Genomic DNA, 14,162 nt, shown 5'->3' on the forward strand with positions numbered 1-14,162 from the left:
AACAGTGGCGGACTTGGGCATCCCCCCGGAAATCCGGTCAGTCGATGGAATGCAACCCTTCAATGGAGAAACCATCGATTCGACTGACTGAACCGGTACGGGAATCATCGCGAATTTACGCCACTTTTGGTTTATTCTGGAAACAGCAATTCTACTTTGGTACCCGCGCCCGGCTGGGCGTCATAGACCAGGGAACACCCCATTGCCGCTGCCATCGCCGAGATAATACGGCTGCCGAGCCCTGTCCCAATCGCCGGGTCATTAGGATCGAACCCTTGTCCGTCGTCCTCAACGCGCAAGCCGACCTTGCCGCTCTGTCGGAGCAGATGCACCCGGATTTCGCCCGCCTGCCCCGCGGGATAAGCATATTTAAAAGCGTTGGTGACCAGTTCACTGACGACCAATCCAAGCGTCACCACTTTGTCGGTTGGTAGATGCACGCGTTGCGCATCAAGAGTGACAGTGTGCGGGCGCATATCGTCACGCATCGATAGTTGAAGTTCATCCAGAAGACTGCTCAGATAGACATCGACCTGGACCGAGCCGACTTGATTGTTGACATAGAGATGCCGATGCACATTGCCGATCGCATTGATGCGGGCCTGTGTCTCCTGCAAGGCTTGAATGGCGATCGGATCGGTGACCAGCGAGGCCTGCATGCGCACCAAAGCCGCAGCCAGACCGAGACTGTTGCCAACACGGTGATTAACCTCGCGCAGCAGCAACTCCGCGCGATCACGCTCTTGCCGCACCAGATCCTGCGCCAGTTTTGTTTCGCGCCGGTATCCGGCACGCTCCAGGGCCTGATGAAGCGCGGCGGCCAACAGCTCGAAAAATCCGTCGAAACATTTTTTGCCACATAGTCGTCAGCCCCACATTTCAGGGCCTGCACGGCAATTCGAGTATCACCCGCACCTGTTACATAGACGACCGGCGGATGGTCCGGGCGCTTGAGGATTTCCGGGAGAATATCGAGGCCAGTTTCTCCCATAAGATAATGATCAAGGGCGATGGCATCGATATCGCCGCCAGCAAGCAAGGCGAGCCCGGTCATCCCGTCCAGAACAGTGACGACCTCGAAACCAAGGCGCTCGAGGTTTTTCTTGAGGAGAATGCCAAGAGTCTCGTCGTCATCGATATATAGGATACGGGTGCCAGTGCTTTGCATCTCGCGCGCGGATGACATTATCTTGCCTCCGGGACAGCCATGACCGACAGGAACAGTCCCAGTTGCTGGATGGCGTTGACAAATCTCTCATACTGCATGGGTTTGGGAATGTAGACGTTGGCACCCAGATCATAACAGCGGTGGACTTCGCGCGGATCATCCGTCGTGGTGAGGATGATGACCATGGTTGCATTGAGATGAGCACTGCCGCGCATCCGGGCGAGAATATCCATGCCCGTCATATCCGGAAGGTTGAGGTCCAGAAGCACCAGGATGGTCTGTCCGATGTGCTCGCTACCCGTTCCATCAGACCCAAGCAGAAAGGACAGAGCCTCAGTGCCATTGACGAAGGCAACGATGTCATTGGTAACCCCCGCGCGACGGATGTTCTTTTCGATTAGCCGGGCGTGCCCCTCATCATCCTCGATCATGACGATTTTAACGGCGCGTGCACTGGTTACCATTGCTCACCCCAGTTCTTTGCGCGGTTGAGATCTGCGGCAAGCGTAACATCGAAAGAGGTTCCCTGCCCCAATGTCGAGCGCACGCCGACCTCCCCGCCCAGCCGTCGAACCAGGGCACGCACATGCGCGAGTCCAATGCCTTCACCTGGTTTATCCTGTCTGCCGGAGCGTCTGAATAATTCGAAGATGCGCTCGTTGTCCTGGCTGGCAATACCTCGGCCATTGTCGCGTACGGTCACCGTCACATCCTCCCCGACGACTTTGCCGAACACCTCGATGACGGCGCGGCGCGAAGGATCGGCATATTTGATTGCGTTGTCCAGCAGATTGGCAAAGATTTGCTGAAGCGCCAAACGATCGGAGACGACGCCCGGAAGATCCGGCGAAATCGTAACGACAGTGTTGTTGCCATCCAAGCGGTGTTTGAGCGTTGCCACCACATCGTCAATCAGCGCCGCGAGGTTCAGCGGCTCGGCCTGCAAAGTCCGGTTGCCGGCTCTGGCGAGTTTGAGGATTTCATTGATCAGGTCATCCATCCGCTTCATCGACGACCTGATAAACCGTAAAGCTTCCGGAACATCCTCCTGGACTGCCTCGCGCGCAGCCTTTGCGGCGGGATGGTCCGGCAGGGGATTAGCCAAGAGATAGCTGGCAAATCGTCCCGACGCCCGCTCGAGCTCCGCGGTGAAGCCCATGATGTTGACCAACGGCGCGCGCAGATCATGGCCGACGATATAGGCATAGCTCTGCAATTCGCGATTTGCCCTTTCCAGATAGCGTGTACGCTCACGGACTTTCTGCTCAAGAGTCTCATTTTGAAGCTCGAGCGCCGCACTGGCCTTTTTGAGTTGGCGAGAGTGCCACAGTATGAGTGCGACCGCGCCTCCGACAAGAACGACGAGCAGAATGGCGCCGCCGGTTATCGAAATCAGCAGGAGGCGCGTGGCATCAGTAAGCGCAGACAAACGAACAAAGCCGACATTGTTGGTGATCGCATCTATGCGAACCATGATCTGCCGGATTTCTTCCATGGCCTGCTTTCCACGCTCGGTGATGACAACGGCAAGCGCTGCTTCTGCTTGTCCCGATCGCTTGAGTTTCACCGTCTCAATTAACTCGTCGAGCTTCGTTTTGATCAATGCGTCAAGTCGCTCGACCGTGACAGAACTGACAGCGATCGACTGAAAGTCGGGAAGCAGACTTCTAAAATGCAGGGGGATAAGATTTTCAGATCGCCGGAATGTTTTCAGGAACTCTTCTTGCCCCGTCAAGAGATAGCCGCGTTGACTGGTTTCCGCGTCTTGAATCAATGTGAAAAGCCGCATCACCCGGCCATTCAGGCGCGCGGCGTCCAGCGCCTCCTGCGCATTCCGGCTGGTCAAATTTGCAAAATGAAGAGACGAAAGAACAAGGACGAGAAGCAGGAGCGCTCCCGCGAGCAAAATTAGCGGCACCGATCTGGAAATGATCGTGTCCCTGTTCATTGTGGCCAGCTCACGAACATGATGGAACAAACGCCCCCGAATGCGCCGGCTCACCGCCGATTCATCGCAGCAAGCAATCCCTTTCGTCGCGAAAAATCAACCCTGAATATGCCTTGGAGTTGATTATCTTTACGCACTGGTCCCTCGCTCGGGAAAAGAGCCGCATCAACGAAGGTTTTGGGACAAGCGGAGGCGCTATCAGTAACGCTCGGGCGGAAAGACGTGAAGTGTCAGCGAAAACAAACCGAGACCCAACAGGACTACCATGACCGTGTTTGCGACATCATCGGATGTGGATGGCAGAAAACCGAGGCCAAGGATCGCGGCAACAAACAGTACCAGGCAAACTCTCGGAAACCAGTACAACATGGGACGTTCCTCGCGATGTATTTTTGATGCAACTAAACGCAGGAACAATGGAATGGTTCCCGCTGTTCGTTGCGAGGAAGTTCCAGTTCGGAAACTTTTTCGGTGATCCAACCGTGTATCGACACGTATCTTTACATGCCATCAGGAGACGATCATGAAGACGCTGATATTTGCACTACTGGGTATTCTAGCAACCGGCTTTTCCGGTGTGCATGCCAAGCAGTTACAAGAAGCCGATATTCGCAGCTCCATCATCGGACGCACGATTTACCTTGCAGCACCCATGGGCGGCGAGTTTCCGCTGAACTACAGGCCATCCGGCGACGTCGATGGCAATGGGAAGGCGCTTGGTCTTGGCAAGTTCATAAAGCCCACGGACACGGGCCGCTGGTGGATCGAGGCGAACAGACTCTGCCAGCAATTCAAGGTCTGGTACGACGGCAAGCAGATGTGCTTCGAATTATCGGAGAACGGCCCAGACAAAGTGAAATGGATCCGCGACAACGGTGACACGGGCATTGCACGCATCGGAAATTGATTGGGTAAGAAATGCGAAGATCCGGCGCAGCTTAAGCGCCGGATCGCTCAACTCATCACAGTGCGGCGATAACGATCACTTCAACGAGATATTCCGGGCTCGCAAGTTTGGCTTCACCCGTCGCGCGCGCAGGCGTGTTGCCCTGCGAAGCCCAGGCATCCCAAACGGCGTTCATCTTCGGAAAATCGACCATATCGGCCAGCCAGATGGTTGCGGAAAGAATTTTCGTCTTGTCGGTCCCGGCAAGCGCCAGAAGGCGATCGACTTCAGCCAGGGCCTGCTTTGTCTGTGTCGCGACGTCGTCGCCGGCATTGCCGACCTGGCCAGCGAGATAAACGGTGCCGTTGTGGACGACGGCCTGGCTCATGCGCGGGCCGGTTTCAAAGCGTTTGATATCCATGTGATGATCCTCATCAGAATTGCGGATCGCCGCGAAGGGCGTACCCGCGCGCTTTATCGCAGTTTCCATCAAAGGGAAACCGGATTTGCTTTGCGAGATCACGCAGCCGATGGCTCGGCAGGTGCCGGGAAATCCAGACGGACGCGTGTGCCCTTCCCGTCGTCGCTGTCGAGGGTAAGCACGGCACCGTGCAGCGCGGCAATGCGCTCGACAATCTTCAGGCCGACGCCCAGCTTATCCGAACTCTTGATCCGGCCGCCTTCGAGAACACGGGCGGCAGCCGAACCAAACCCCGGACCATCGTCGATGACATCCAGTCTTCGCCCCGGGCCTGTCCTGACGACGATATGCGTTCCTTTCGGCGTGTGCCGGACGGCATTTTCGACGAGATTGCGAATAGTGTTTTCGATCAGCGAGGGCACTGCATAAACGGGAGATGTACCCGCGTCGTCGAACTCCAGGGAGTGCCCGTTTGCAAAGACGAAGGGGGCGAGAGCCGCGACGCTGTCATTGGCGAGGTCACTGAGCGAGACCATCCGGAACGATGCACTATCGACCACATCAAGCTTGGCGAGAGACGTCAATTGTTCCAGCATGTGGGTCAGTGCATCGAGATCCCTTTCCGCCTTGCGCGCCCGTTCGCCGTCGATCCGCTCCAGTTCCATTCGCACGATAGCGACGGGGGTGCGGATTTCGTGAGCAATCGCCGTCGAGAATATCTTCTGCGCCTGGATAAGATCGGCGACGCGCACGAGCACGCGGTTGACCGCATTGGCAAAATTCGCAATCTCGCGCGGCATTCCGCGTGTCGGAAGATGGTCGAGCGCATTGCGTGGGTCGATATTGTCGGCAGCCTCGGCAGCCTCGATCACCGGCTTCAATGCGGCCCGGATGGACAGGATCGTGGCGCCCGCAACAAGCCCGAACATCAAAAGCATCGGAATGATCAGGTGATCACGAAGCTCGTGGAACAGGACGTTATAGATAAAACTGTGGGGATCCTTGACGACCGCAAGCTCGACGAAAACCTCCTGGCTCCCAACCGTAAAGGATCGCCCACCCGCCACGCTTAGCGGCTTTCCCGGCGCGATCTGGCGCTGCCAGAAAGCGGGAGGATTAATCTCGACCGGCAGAAAATGCGCCTGGCATATCGCCTCGCAGCTGGAAAACAGAATGGCGCCGTTGGCTGTTCGCACCCGCAGATACAGCGCACCATCGCCATCATCCCCGCGATTGGTGTAGCGCTCGCGCATTTCATGGGACAAAGCGAATGTCAGCTTTCCATTCCGGACCGTAATTCCCTCTGAAAGAGCATCCGTTTCATGCTCGATGATGAAACGCCCGAGCTCGCTGTCGTCGGACCAGTATTCGGCCAGCACGATGCCGAACTGCAAAACCATCGCCAGTACAGTGAAAGCAACGATGCGTCGGGAGACCAGGCCTGTGAGGGACGGTGGCTGGCGGAGCTTCATGGAGAGACCTGCACCATATAGCCGACACCGCGCACCGTCACCAGATCGATACCGGTCTCGTACGGCAGCAGCCTCTTGCGCAGCCGCGACACTGCCAGCTCGAGCGCGTTGTGGCTGACCTCTTCGCCGAACTCCGACAGCGCCTGTTCGAGCTTGCGCTTGAGAACGACGCGCCCTGCGTCGCGCATCAGAAGCTCGATCAGGGCGCGTTCTCGCGGCGCCAGCGAAAGGGTGCATCCTTGCAGCTCAGCTCGGCGGTGGAGGGATCATAGCGAAGATGGCCCGCTTCCAAAACCGGCTGAAGCGCCGTCGGCGCGCGGCGCAGCATGGCCCGGCAACGGGCCAGGAACTCCTTGTGATGGAACGGCTTGACCAGATAATCGTCCGCACCGGCATCCAGGCCTTCGATCCGCTCCTCGATCGATCCGCGCGCGGAAATGATCAGAACCGGCAGGTCCTTGTGATCGCGCCTGATCCGGCGCAAAAGGTCGATGCCGTTGCCATCGGGCAGGCCGAGGTCGAGCAGCACCAGATCATGTTCGCGAAGCGCCAGCACCAGCTCCGCATCGGCAATGGTGGTCACGGCATCCATCCGCCATCCGGCTTCGCGCACGGTTTCCCCAGAAGTTCGGCCAGGCGCGGACTGTCTTCAACCAAAAGGAGACGCATCAATTCTTCCAAGTTTCACGACTGTAACGGCTTCTTCCGGCCGGTGACCATTGCCAGCACGAGATTTTCTCGATGGCGGACGCTCTCGACAATCGCCGCCAGCGCATGCAGACCGGCCAGCACCATGATACCGTTAGCCAGCACTTCGTGCGTCTCCTCAATGAAGCCGTTCCCCCAGAAGGCGTCAAGCGTCATCATCCAGCCGCTAATGCCTGTCGCCAGAAGCAAGGCCATGAGCGCCATCATCATGACGGCCGCTGCCGGATTGTGCCCGAGATGACGCGCTTCACGGCCGTGACGCAAATCAACGAGATAGCGCCTGATTGCCGATGGAGAGCGAACAAAATCGGAGAACCGCGCATGGCGGGTACCGACGAAGCCCCAAACAAAACGAACGGCCAGCAGACCAAGAACCGCATATCCTGTGTAGCGATGCCATTCCTTGCCAGGGGACAGGACGAACAGGTTCAGCACGCAGGCCGCGACCACCCCCAATGGAAAAGCCGGACGAGCGGATCCCAGACGGCAATGGTTCGCGACGATGCGGCGGGCACTGTTGCGCCCGGCCCTCCCCTGGAGCGATCAACCGTCAATTGTCGATCTCCGCCTTGACGACGTCACCATTGACCGGGTTCATCACGACTTCCGCCCGCTCGCCTGTGGTAGTCATAGCATAGACCTCGTAGCAGGTGCCCTCGGTCTTGACCTGACGGATGTCCTTGTATCCGGCCGCGACCGCCTTGGCGGAAATCGCATCCGTGCTCATCCACTGGGCCTGTGGCTCGGTGGTGCAGGACGCATTGTCGTCGTCGGCAAAGGCGGCTGGGGAAAAAGCAAGCAGGCCAAGTGCTGCGAAAATGACTGTCTTTTGCATGGGGATCCTCGTTGTTTGTCGCCGATCTGGCGTGAGGGGACCATGCTTCATGCTTGCCGTCAGAACGCCGTCAGCATCAGAGGCTTCAGGCGCCTTCCGAACAAGACGGTTGGCGGCAGGGGCACGGCCTTGCCGTCAGAACGCTTCAGGCTGCAGCCTTGCGCGCAAGCCGCGCCTTGATGCTGTCGATGTCGGCGCGCGGCGTGGCGGCAAACAGCGTCTGCGTGTAATTGTGCTGCGGATTGCTGAAGACGGCCTCGCGCGAACCGTATTCGACAGCCTCGCCGTAATACATGACCATGACGTCATCGGCGATGTAGCGCACCACGGACAGATCGTGGCTGATGAAGACATAGGTCAGCTGGAACTCGTCCTGCAGGTCGGCAAGCAGGTTCAGCACCTGCGCCTGCACCGATAGATCGAGCGCCGAGACCGGCTCGTCCAGCACCAGCAGCCGCGGATTGAGCATCAGCGCGCGGGCAATGGCGATGCGCTGGCGCTGGCCGCCCGAAAACATGTGCGGGTAGCGCGCATAATGTTTCTCCTCGAGCCCGACTTTCTTCAGCATGGCCATCGCCTTGTCGCGACGGTCGTCCGCCTTCATGCTGGTATTGATGATCAGCGGCTCTGTCAGGATATCGCCGATCTTCTTGCGCGGGTTGAGCGTGCCATAGGGGTTCTGGAAGACGATCTGCACCTTCTGGCGCATTTCAGGCGTCAGTTCTTCCTTGGCGATATCGACCTTCTGCCCATCAATCAGCATATCGCCTGAGGTCGCCGGGTCGATCATCGTCACGATGCGCGCGAGCGTCGATTTTCCGCAGCCGCTTTCACCGACGATGGCAAGTGTCTTGCCTTGCTCGACCGAGAAGCTGACGCCCTTGACGGCGTGTACGGTCTTGCCCTTTTTCAAAAGGCTGCCCGGAATATAATAATCGCGGACGAGGTTTCTGGCTTCGAGAACAGGGGTCATCGCACGGCTCCCGCAAAAATCTGGTCGTCACTGAGGAATTCGGCAATCGTCGGCAGGCGGTCTCCCGTCGCATTGTCGGGAAGCGCCGAGAGCAGCGCCTTTGTGTAGGGGCTCTTCGGGGATTCGAACAGCGACAGCACATCCGCCTCCTCGATCTTGCGACCCTTATACTGGACGATGACGCGGTCTGCGGTTTCTGCAACCACGCCCATATTGTGGGTGATGATGATGAGCCCCATGCCGTGTTCGGCCTGCAGGCGCATCAGGAGGTCGAGGATCTGCTTCTGGATCGTGACATCAAGTGCGGTCGTCGGCTCGTCGGCGATCAAGAGTTTCGGATTGCAGGACAGTGCGATGGCGATCATCACGCGCTGGCACTGGCCGCCCGACATCTGGTGCGGGAAATGGCCGAGCCGTTCGGCCGCGTTCGGAATGCCGACAAGGTCGAACAGTTCGATGGCCCGGCGCGGCGCGCGGCCTTGTCGAGACCGAGATGGATGCGCAGCACCTCCTCGATCTGGAAGCCGACCGTGAAGCACGGATTGAGGCTCGCCACCGGCTCCTGGAAGATCATGGCGATGTCCTTGCCGACGATCTTGCGGCGGTCCGAGTCGGAAAGACCGAGCAGATCGATGCCGTTGAACAGCAATTTGTCGGCCGTCACCTTGGCCGTCCAGGGCAAAAGCCCCATCGCAGCCAGCATCGAGACGGACTTGCCAGACCCGGATTCGCCGACGATCGCCAGCACTTCGCCGGCATCGACCTTGAGCGAAACACCATCGACGGCCCGGAAAGGACCGGTCGATGTCTGGAATTCGACGGCGAGATTTTCGATTTCGAGCAGGGCCATCATGACCTCTTCAGTTTGGGGTCGAGCGCATCGCGCAGCCCGTCGCCCATCAGGTTGATTGCCAGAACGGTGATGAGGATGGCGAGGCCGGGGAAGGTCACGACCCACCATGCGCGCTGGATGAATTCGCGGGCTTCGGCCAGCATCGTGCCCCATTCCGGCGTCGGCGGCTGGGCGCCCATGCCGAGGAAGCCGAGGGCTGCCGCGTCAAGGATCGCCGCCGAGAAGGCGAGCGTTGCCTGAACGATCAGCGGCGCCAGGCAGTTCGGCAAGATGGTGAGGAACATGATGCGCGTGGTACCGGCACCGGCCACCTTCGAGGCGATCACATAATCCTTGGTGCGTTCCGTCATGACCGCAGCGCGCGTCAGCCGCACGAAATGTGGCAGGTTGACCAGCGAAATGGCAATCATCGCGTTCAGGAGACCCGGCCCCAGGACCGCGACGAGCACGAGCGCCAGAAGCAGTGATGGAAAGGCGAGGATGATATCCATGACGCGCATGATGATCGTATCGGTGCGGCCCCGGAAATAACCGGCAACCAGGCCGACCATCACACCGGACAAGACCGAGAGACTGACGACCACAAGGCCGATGAACAGCGAAAAGCGCGCGCCATAGATCAGCCGCGTCAGGATATCGCGTCCGACCGGGTCTGTTCCGAGCAGATAGGCGAACTGCCCGCCTTCCGCCCATGACGGCGGTAGCAGCAAGGCTTCGCGGTTCTGGATGCTCGGCGAGTGCGGCGAAACGAGCGGCGCGAAAACGGCCAGAAGGAGGATAATCGTGAAAACAACAAGGCCGATCACCGCGCCCTTGTTGCGCGAGAAATAGAACCAGAACTCGCCCAGCCCGGACGGCGGTGCAGTACCCGACGGCGGGGCGGCGTTTGTATCGACAACAGCCATATCAGCCTCCTAATGCCGGATTCGGGGGTTGATGAAGCCGTAGAGCACATCAACAATGAGATTGACGATCATGATCACGCCAGCGATCAGCATCAGCCCGCCCTGGACGACGGCGTAGTCGCGCTTGAAAACCGAATCGACCATCCATTTGCCGATGCCCGGCCAGGAGAAGATGGTTTCCGTCAAAATCGCGCCGGCGAGCAGCACGCCGATCTGCAGGCCGATCGTCGTAACAACGGGGATCAGCGCATTGCGGAGCGCATGCACGCCGATGACCCGGAATGGCGAAAGCCCCTTGGAGCGCGCCGTGCGCACATAATCCTCGCCCAGCACTTCGAGCATGGCCGAACGGGTCTGGCGGGCGATGACCGCGAGCGGGATCGTCGCCAGCACGATCGTGGGCAGGATCAGATAGGTGACCGCCGACTTGAAGGCGCCGGCCTGGCCGGAGAGCAGGCTGTCGATCAGCATGAACCCTGTCACCGGCGGGAAGAAGTACATGAACGAGATACGGCCCGAAACAGGCGTCCAGCCAAGGTAGCCGGAAAAGAAGATGATCAGCAGCAGCCCCCACCAGAAGATCGGCATGGAATAACCGACGAGCGCCGTGCCCATCACCGTCTGGTCGAGCCAGGTTCCGCGCTTTACCGCGGCGAGAACGCCAGCCGGGACGCCAAGAGCCACCGCCAGCAGGATGGCACAGAGCGAAAGCTCCACGGTCGCGGGAAACAGCGTCAGGAAATCGTCGAGCACCGGCCGCTTGCTGATGATGGAGCTACCGAAGTCGCCCTGCAGCAAATTGATGAGGTAGTCGAAATACTGGATGTACATCGGCCGATCAAAACCAAGCTCGGCCATGATCTGTGCATGGCGTTCCGGCGACATCACGCGTTCGCCCGCAAGCAGCATCACGGGATCGCCGGGCAGCAGGCGGATGAAGGAGAACGCAATGATGGAAACACCGATGAAAGTGGGAATAAGGACGGCCAGCCGTCCCAAAATAAAGCGCAACATGAGCGTTTAGTCCGTTGGTGGGAGCGAATGATAGTGTCAGGAATTTGCCGCTGCATATTCCGGTATCATGCTCGAAAACCGGCGGCTCGAAAGTGATTTCGAGCCGCCGGACACAGCCGCGAGGCGGCATACGATCGATTGTGTCGTTACTCGGCGATGTCAACGCCTTCGAAGACGAAGTCGCCAAGCGGGGATTGAACGAAGCCGGAAACCTTCTTGCTCATCGGCACGACGGCCAGCGAGTGATCCAGCGTATTCCAAGGAGCTTCTCTCTTGAAGACGATCTGCGCCTGCTCATAAAGCTTCGTGCGCTCGGCAACATCAGGCGTTTCCTTGGCCTTCGTTACGAGGTCGTCAAACTCCTTGTTGCACCATTGTGCGCGGTTGTTGCCGCCCACGGCATCGCAGCCGAGCAGGGTGTCAAGGAAGTTGTCCGGATCACCATTGTCACCCGTCCAGCCGAGGATGGCCGCGCCGTCGCGGTCCTTGGCGGAGGAGAGCTTCAGGTACTCGGCCCATTCGTAGGAGACGATTTCGACTTCGACGCCGATCTTGGCAAGGTCTGCCTGCATCAGCTCAGCTGCACGGCGCGCATTCAGCATGTACGGACGCGCGACGGGCATGGCCCAGATCTTCATCTTGAGACCGGAAACGCCGGCATCTTCGAGCATCTTCTTGGCTGCATCCGGATCGAACTTGTCGTCCTCGACGGCATCATTGTACGACCACATTGTCGGCGGGATCGGGTTCTTGGCAACCTGTGCTGCACCCTGGAAGACGGCGTCGACGATGGCCTGACGGTTGATGGCCATGTTGATGGCCTTGCGGACCTCGACCTTATCGAACGGCGGAACGAGAGTGTTGTAGGCGAGATAGGCGACGTTCAGGCCGGCCTGCTCGGAGATGGTGAGATTCGGATCCTTCTTCAGTTCCTCGACGTCGGCCGCGTTCGGATAGGACATCAGGTGGCATTCGCCGGCCTTCAGCTTCTGCGCGCGGATGGCGGCATCGGTGGTGATCGCGAAGACGAGATCATCGATCGGCTGCTTGCCGCCCCAGTAATCAGGGTTGGCCTTGTAGCGGATCGCAGCGTCCGTCTGGTAGGCGACGAAGGAGAACGGACCGGTGCCGAGCGGCTGCTGGTTCATCAGTTCCATCTTGCCGTCAGCCTGAAGCTTGTCGGCATATTCCTTGGACACGATGGAGATGAAGGGCATGCCGAGGTTGGCAAGCAGCGGCGCTTCCGGGCGCTTCAGCTTGATCTTGACCGTGAGATCATCGACCTTCTCAATGCTCTCGATGACATCGGGCAGGCCCATGCCGGAGAAGTATTCCCATGACGCACCGGGAACGTACTTGTTCCAGGCGTTGTCTTCCTTGTACTGGCGCTCGAAGGAGAAGATCACGTCGTCGGCATTCATCTCACGCGACGGCGTGAAGTATTCGGTCGTCTGGAACTTTACGCCCGGGCGCAGCTTGAATGTATATTCCTTGCCATCGGCGGAGATTTCCCAGCTTTCTGCCAGCGCCGGCTCGATTTCCGTCGTGCCGCGCTTGAATTCGACCAGCCGGTTGTAGACCGTATGGGCGGCTGCGTCGAAAGTCTGACCGCCCGTATAAAGGCCGGGATCGAAGCCTTCCGGCGATGCTTCCGAGCAGTAAACGAAGGTCTTTGACCATGCAGACCCGGCCATCAGCGTGGCAATCGCGGTAGCTGCAAGGAGAGTGGTGAGCTTTTTCATGAGCTTGCTTCCCAGTTTTGTTCTTGTTCTCATATTTTTTGATGCAGGACGCCGTTGCCTCCCGTCAAGACCGGATGGAACGACATTTAACCCTTCAATGCAATAAGCGTCTTGGAAAATTTGTCCAATTGGAAAATTCTTCCAGATTTTACGGGATACCGCTATCCACGAGTTTACGGTAAATCACCAAATGCACCAATACGAATCACTTTTCCATACCTACGAAAAGTCAATCCTGAGGTGCACCGATAGCAAAGATCGAGCGCAGATGCGATAAGCATCCGGCGGGGCGGGGAGGACTGTTCTGTTTTCGGTGACCAGGCGGGGAACCTGAAAGCACAGTGAGGCAGTTCTCCCTCTCGCCGGCACCCCAGCACGATGGCAGCACACCGCTAAAACTCCCCAAGTATAATCTTTAAGTTCTCGAAACAGTTGCTTATGGCGATTCACACGCTAAACTGGTCTTTGCGGAACTAGGGGGACGGCCGCACCGTGGCAACTCTTCTGAAGAACCATCGGCGATACGACATCTTCAACGATTTGGAGAAAGCTCTCAATCGCGTTGATTTTTTCCGCATATTTCACACTATGGCCCTCCGCTTCGGGTTCGATCACTTCGGTATCCTGCAACTTGGAAATGAAAACGACGCCTGCATGTTGTCGAATCGCTTGACGTTGCATGATCTGCCGTCCGGCCTTGCCGAAGAATACGACAAGCGGCATCGTTTTGGTGATTCTGTCGTCTACAAGAGCCTGCATGCCTCCACCATCCCTTCCGTCTGGAAGGCAGATGACCCACATTTGGGCAATGGCAGCAACCTTCTTGCACAACTGGGTTTCGATCTTTTGCTTTGTGTGCCGGTGAACGGCATCAACGGCGCGCGCTATGCTATTCTCTTTCTTGGTGACAGCGAGGATATCGAGCGCAGGGAACATTTCGAACTGTGTTATGACGCCATTGCCGCCTTTGATTACTTCTATAGGCTGGTGCTTTCCAATAAAGCAGGGATGGGATTGACGCCGCGTGAAACGGAAATCCTGCGGTGGATTTCTCACGGAAAAACGGCAAGCGAAATCGCCCTGATCGTTTCCGTGTCGGAGCACACCGTCAATTCCCACACAGCAACGATCTTGAAGAAACTGGACGTCGTCAACCGGACACAGATGGTGGCAAAGGCAATTCGAGAGCAAATTATACAGTAATATGAAGATGTTTGGTACTTGAATGGCCGTCACT

The 14,162-nt window shown here is 58.1% G+C and carries 12 protein-coding genes and 4 pseudogenes; 2 read left to right on the plus strand and 14 right to left on the minus strand.

Features of this window, described 5'->3' with window-relative positions:
* Positions 1 to 131: 131 nt before the first annotated feature.
* The 4 genes and pseudogenes from P6U16_RS06715 to P6U16_RS06730 form a co-directional block, all read right to left on the minus strand.
* Positions 132 to 1,186: pseudogene (locus P6U16_RS06715) on the minus strand (response regulator).
* Positions 1,186 to 1,632, minus strand: a complete 447-nt coding sequence (locus tag P6U16_RS06720) for a response regulator (RefSeq protein ID WP_277703106.1) — start codon at positions 1,630 to 1,632, stop codon at positions 1,186 to 1,188. The pseudogene P6U16_RS06715 and the gene P6U16_RS06720 overlap by 1 nt, the downstream one beginning before the upstream one ends.
* Positions 1,626 to 3,170, minus strand: a complete 1,545-nt coding sequence (locus tag P6U16_RS06725; protein ID WP_277703107.1) for a sensor histidine kinase — start codon at positions 3,168 to 3,170, stop codon at positions 1,626 to 1,628. The genes P6U16_RS06720 and P6U16_RS06725 overlap by 7 nt, the downstream gene beginning before the upstream one ends.
* Positions 3,171 to 3,314: 144 nt before the next feature.
* Positions 3,315 to 3,485: a hypothetical protein gene (locus tag P6U16_RS06730; RefSeq protein ID WP_277703108.1), complete on the minus strand. Its 171-nt coding sequence runs from the start codon at positions 3,483 to 3,485 to the stop codon at positions 3,315 to 3,317.
* Positions 3,486 to 3,639: 154 nt separating this feature from the next.
* Between P6U16_RS06730 and P6U16_RS06735 the strand changes: the two genes are divergently transcribed.
* Complete coding sequence (locus P6U16_RS06735; protein ID WP_277703109.1) at positions 3,640 to 4,023, plus strand: hypothetical protein; 384 nt, start codon at positions 3,640 to 3,642, stop codon at positions 4,021 to 4,023.
* 55 nt (positions 4,024 to 4,078) lie between these two features.
* On the opposite strand, the gene P6U16_RS06740 is transcribed toward P6U16_RS06735, so the two are convergent.
* The 10 genes and pseudogenes from P6U16_RS06740 to P6U16_RS06785 all read right to left on the minus strand — a co-directional run bounded on the left by P6U16_RS06740 (position 4,079) and on the right by P6U16_RS06785 (position 12,925).
* Positions 4,079 to 4,423: a RidA family protein gene (locus tag P6U16_RS06740; RefSeq protein WP_277703110.1), complete on the minus strand. Its 345-nt coding sequence runs from the start codon at positions 4,421 to 4,423 to the stop codon at positions 4,079 to 4,081.
* 98 nt (positions 4,424 to 4,521) lie between these two features.
* Positions 4,522 to 5,895, minus strand: coding sequence for a HAMP domain-containing sensor histidine kinase (locus P6U16_RS06745; RefSeq protein WP_277703111.1), 1,374 nt, complete (start codon positions 5,893 to 5,895; stop codon positions 4,522 to 4,524).
* Positions 5,892 to 6,564: pseudogene (locus P6U16_RS06750) on the minus strand (response regulator transcription factor). Before P6U16_RS06750 ends, P6U16_RS06745 begins: the two are co-directional and overlap by 4 nt.
* Before the next feature lie 15 nt (positions 6,565 to 6,579).
* A pseudogene (locus P6U16_RS06755) lies at positions 6,580 to 7,118 on the minus strand (cytochrome b/b6 domain-containing protein).
* Between the two features lie 35 nt (positions 7,119 to 7,153).
* Entirely contained in the window at positions 7,154 to 7,438 is a 285-nt protein-coding gene (locus P6U16_RS06760) for a PepSY domain-containing protein (protein WP_277703112.1), read from the minus strand.
* Between the two features lie 145 nt (positions 7,439 to 7,583).
* On the minus strand, positions 7,584 to 8,411 hold the full coding sequence (locus P6U16_RS06765) for a dipeptide ABC transporter ATP-binding protein (protein WP_277703113.1): 828 nt from the start codon (positions 8,409 to 8,411) through the stop codon (positions 7,584 to 7,586).
* A pseudogene (locus P6U16_RS06770) lies at positions 8,408 to 9,261 on the minus strand (ABC transporter ATP-binding protein). The gene P6U16_RS06765 and the pseudogene P6U16_RS06770 overlap by 4 nt, the downstream one beginning before the upstream one ends.
* The gene (locus P6U16_RS06775) at positions 9,261 to 10,169 is read right to left on the minus strand and encodes an ABC transporter permease subunit (RefSeq protein ID WP_277703114.1); all 909 of its coding nucleotides are present in this window, start codon (positions 10,167 to 10,169) and stop codon (positions 9,261 to 9,263) included. Before P6U16_RS06775 ends, P6U16_RS06770 begins: the two are co-directional and overlap by 1 nt.
* A 9-nt stretch (positions 10,170 to 10,178) precedes the next feature.
* Positions 10,179 to 11,183: an ABC transporter permease subunit gene (locus tag P6U16_RS06780; RefSeq protein WP_277703115.1), complete on the minus strand. Its 1,005-nt coding sequence runs from the start codon at positions 11,181 to 11,183 to the stop codon at positions 10,179 to 10,181.
* 146 nt (positions 11,184 to 11,329) lie between these two features.
* On the minus strand, positions 11,330 to 12,925 hold the full coding sequence (locus P6U16_RS06785) for an ABC transporter substrate-binding protein (RefSeq protein ID WP_277703116.1): 1,596 nt from the start codon (positions 12,923 to 12,925) through the stop codon (positions 11,330 to 11,332).
* Between the two features lie 492 nt (positions 12,926 to 13,417).
* Between P6U16_RS06785 and P6U16_RS06790 the strand changes: the two genes are divergently transcribed.
* On the plus strand, positions 13,418 to 14,128 hold the full coding sequence (locus P6U16_RS06790; RefSeq protein ID WP_277703117.1) for a helix-turn-helix transcriptional regulator: 711 nt from the start codon (positions 13,418 to 13,420) through the stop codon (positions 14,126 to 14,128).
* Positions 14,129 to 14,162 lie beyond the last annotated feature (34 nt).

Origin of the sequence: Rhizobium sp. 32-5/1 (assembly GCF_029537235.1) — a bacterium.
In the GTDB taxonomy this organism is placed as follows: domain Bacteria; phylum Pseudomonadota; class Alphaproteobacteria; order Rhizobiales; family Rhizobiaceae; genus Pararhizobium.

Excerpts from the sequence above, each read along its gene's own strand:
- P6U16_RS06740 (WP_277703110.1), bottom strand. The coding sequence starts at position 4,423 with ATGGATATCAAACGCTTTGAAACCGGCCCGCGCATGAGCCAGGCCGTC.
- P6U16_RS06780 (WP_277703115.1), bottom strand. The coding sequence starts at position 11,183 with ATGTTGCGCTTTATTTTGGGACGGCTGGCCGTCCTTATTCCCACTTTC.
- P6U16_RS06760 (WP_277703112.1), bottom strand. The coding sequence starts at position 7,438 with ATGCAAAAGACAGTCATTTTCGCAGCACTTGGCCTGCTTGCTTTTTCC.
- P6U16_RS06720 (WP_277703106.1), bottom strand. The coding sequence starts at position 1,632 with ATGGTAACCAGTGCACGCGCCGTTAAAATCGTCATGATCGAGGATGAT.
- P6U16_RS06735 (WP_277703109.1), top strand. The coding sequence starts at position 3,640 with ATGAAGACGCTGATATTTGCACTACTGGGTATTCTAGCAACCGGCTTT.
- P6U16_RS06765 (WP_277703113.1), bottom strand. The coding sequence starts at position 8,411 with ATGACCCCTGTTCTCGAAGCCAGAAACCTCGTCCGCGATTATTATATT.
- P6U16_RS06745 (WP_277703111.1), bottom strand. The coding sequence starts at position 5,895 with ATGAAGCTCCGCCAGCCACCGTCCCTCACAGGCCTGGTCTCCCGACGC.
- P6U16_RS06785 (WP_277703116.1), bottom strand. The coding sequence starts at position 12,925 with ATGAAAAAGCTCACCACTCTCCTTGCAGCTACCGCGATTGCCACGCTG.
- P6U16_RS06775 (WP_277703114.1), bottom strand. The coding sequence starts at position 10,169 with ATGGCTGTTGTCGATACAAACGCCGCCCCGCCGTCGGGTACTGCACCG.
- P6U16_RS06730 (WP_277703108.1), bottom strand. The coding sequence starts at position 3,485 with ATGTTGTACTGGTTTCCGAGAGTTTGCCTGGTACTGTTTGTTGCCGCG.